Genomic DNA, 2,446 nt, shown 5'->3' on the forward strand with positions numbered 1-2,446 from the left:
GAGCGTTTTCTTAAGTAATTACTTAATTTTTATGATTAAATATTGTAAAAAAATTATATACTGGTATAATGTAGCCTAGGTGGTCAATTTTAGCGATTGGATTAACCTAAATGTTTCGCAAAGGGGTTCACTATGAAAAACCAAAAGAAAGTAAGAAAGGCTGTTATTCCTGCAGCAGGACTGGGAACGCGTTTTCTCCCGGCCACAAAAGCTTTGGCTAAGGAAATGCTGCCTATCATCGATAAGCCGACGATCCAATATATTGTTGAAGAAGCTAAGAAATCAGGAATTGAAGATATTTTAGTCGTTACCGGCAAGGGCAAGCGTCCAATCGAAGATCACTTCGATTCCGTTCCCGAACTGGAACAAAACCTTAAGGAAAAGGGTAAGACAGAACTTTTGCGACTTGTTCAGCAAACAACAGACATCAACTTATACTTCATTCGTCAGTCTCATCCGCGCGGGCTGGGCGATGCGGTTTTGATGGCCAAGGATTTCGTTGGGGATGAACCATTCGTTGTCATGCTTGGTGATGACATCATGGAAGATAAGGTTCCCTTGACCAAGCAATTGATGGATCGCTATGAAGAAACGCATGCTTCAACTCTTGCAGTTATGAAGGTTCCGCATGAAGAAGTTTCCAAGTACGGCGTTATTGATCCAACGTCAGAAACGCGACCTGGTCTGTATGACGTCAAGCGCTTCGTTGAAAAGCCGCCTGTTGAAAAGGCACCGTCGGATCTTGCAATCATCGGTCGATATCTGTTGACGCCTGAAATCTTCGATATGCTTGAAACGCAAAAGCCGGGCGCAGGCAATGAGATTCAGCTGACGGATGCAATTGACCGCCTTAATAAGATTCAACGTGTTTTTGCACATGAATTCAAAGGCGAACGTTATGATGTCGGCTACAAGTTCGGCTACTTGAAGACATCAATCGAATTTGGACTGCGTCACCCGGAAGTTAAGGACGATCTTGCAAAGTATATCAAAGATCTTGCAAAGACGCTTAAATAATGAATTTTGGAGTCAGGACCGCTTGTCCTGGCTTTTTTTAAGTCCAGGCAAATTTTTTGCATAAACCTATGCAGATAAAGTGATTTTATAGTATCATGTTACTTAAAGGAATATATAAGCGACTTACGTCTTAAGGAGGTATTGGCGTGGCAGGGCATGCAAAAAATCATCATAAACGAAAAAATACGTTTAAAATCATCAGAGCCGCTGTAATTGTGCTTGTGATTGCGGTTGTTTGCATCGTAGGATTCAAGAGCGACTTTGTTCAGGGAAGACTGGCTTCTTCTTTTGGCAATAACGCTGAAATTCAAAGGCGTGAATACAATAAGCAGCGGGAAATCGCCAAAAAGAAGTATGGCGAATACAAGGAACCAAAAGATGATTCTGAAAAGGTTTCTTCAAGTTCGAAAAAGACTTCCTCAGTTGCTTCCTCAAGCAGCGCTGCATCATCAAGCTCGGCATCGTCTGTTTCAGGTTCTTCATCGTCGACTGGGAAAAACAAGGGTGAGTATACTACATATACGGTCAAATCAGGTGATTATTTATCGACGATCGCAAGCAAGTACGGAACTACGACGCAGGAGTTGATGGATTTGAACGATCTTACGAGCGGAACCATTAATCCCGGGCAGGAATTGAAGGTTCCGGCTGATTCAGGCAATGAGGGTTCAAGCAGTGCTGACAGTTCGAGCCAGGGCGATTGACGGCTAAGTTTTAAGATTGAAAGAAGGGAAGGCGAGTGCACTTGAAAGACGTTGATAAGGGTGTACGCACCTTCTTTTTATCTGCAGCGTCACGTTTTAATCGGGCAAACGTTTCAAACGAAGCAATCGTAATTTCGTATTATGCGCTGCTGGCAATTATTCCCCTGATGATTTTTATCGGAAATCTCCTGCCGCTTTTGCATCTTAAAGCAGGCACCGTTCTGGCATACATTGAAATGGCGATTCCTCGTTCGATATACCAAACGCTCAAACCTTTCATTATTCAATATCTGGAAAATGGATCGTCTGGCGGAGCAGCCTCGATTTCCGGTCTTATTTCTGTTTGGGCAGCGAGCCGTGGATTCAATGCAATGAAAAGATCGCTGAATTTGGCTTATGGAGTTGAAAACAGTCAGGGAATGCTTGCAAGAAGGCTGTTTGCGTTTGTATTTACTGCGTTTCTTGGCGTGGCATTTGTGCTGTTGTTCATTATTTACAGTTTTGGTCAGGCGGTTCTTGAATATCTTGCGCCGTTGTTCAATTTACCGGTGGACATGATTGATACCTTTAATCAGGTCAAGTGGCCGACTATAATGACCGGTATTTTCTTGATCATGGCATTGCTTTATACGTTTATTCCGAATGCTAAGCTTCATTTGCGCTTTATCTGGCCGGGAGCTCTTTTCGCAACGTGCGGATGGATGGTCCTGACGCAGGGGTTTTCA

At 43.3% G+C, this 2,446-nt stretch carries 3 protein-coding genes; all 3 read left to right on the plus strand.

Going from position 1 to position 2,446, the window contains the following annotated elements; translation table 11 throughout:
• The first annotated feature begins 132 nt into the window (after positions 1 to 132).
• On the plus strand, positions 133 to 1,017 hold the full coding sequence (gene galU, locus V7Z60_RS09750) for a UTP--glucose-1-phosphate uridylyltransferase GalU (RefSeq protein ID WP_003692654.1): 885 nt from the start codon (positions 133 to 135) through the stop codon (positions 1,015 to 1,017).
• Between the two features lie 146 nt (positions 1,018 to 1,163).
• Entirely contained in the window at positions 1,164 to 1,721 is a 558-nt protein-coding gene (locus tag V7Z60_RS09755) for a LysM peptidoglycan-binding domain-containing protein (RefSeq protein ID WP_334117618.1), read from the plus strand.
• A 35-nt stretch (positions 1,722 to 1,756) separates the two neighbouring features.
• A partial coding sequence (locus tag V7Z60_RS09760; protein ID WP_334117619.1) for a YihY/virulence factor BrkB family protein occupies positions 1,757 to 2,446 on the plus strand: 690 nt, incomplete at its 3' end.

The sequence above is a fragment of the Ligilactobacillus sp. genome, assembly GCF_036846325.1.
In the GTDB taxonomy this organism is placed as follows: domain Bacteria; phylum Bacillota; class Bacilli; order Lactobacillales; family Lactobacillaceae; genus Ligilactobacillus.

Coding starts and splice junctions, on each gene's coding strand:
- galU (WP_003692654.1), top strand. CDS start 133: ATGAAAAACCAAAAGAAAGTAAGAAAGGCTGTTATTCCTGCAGCAGGA.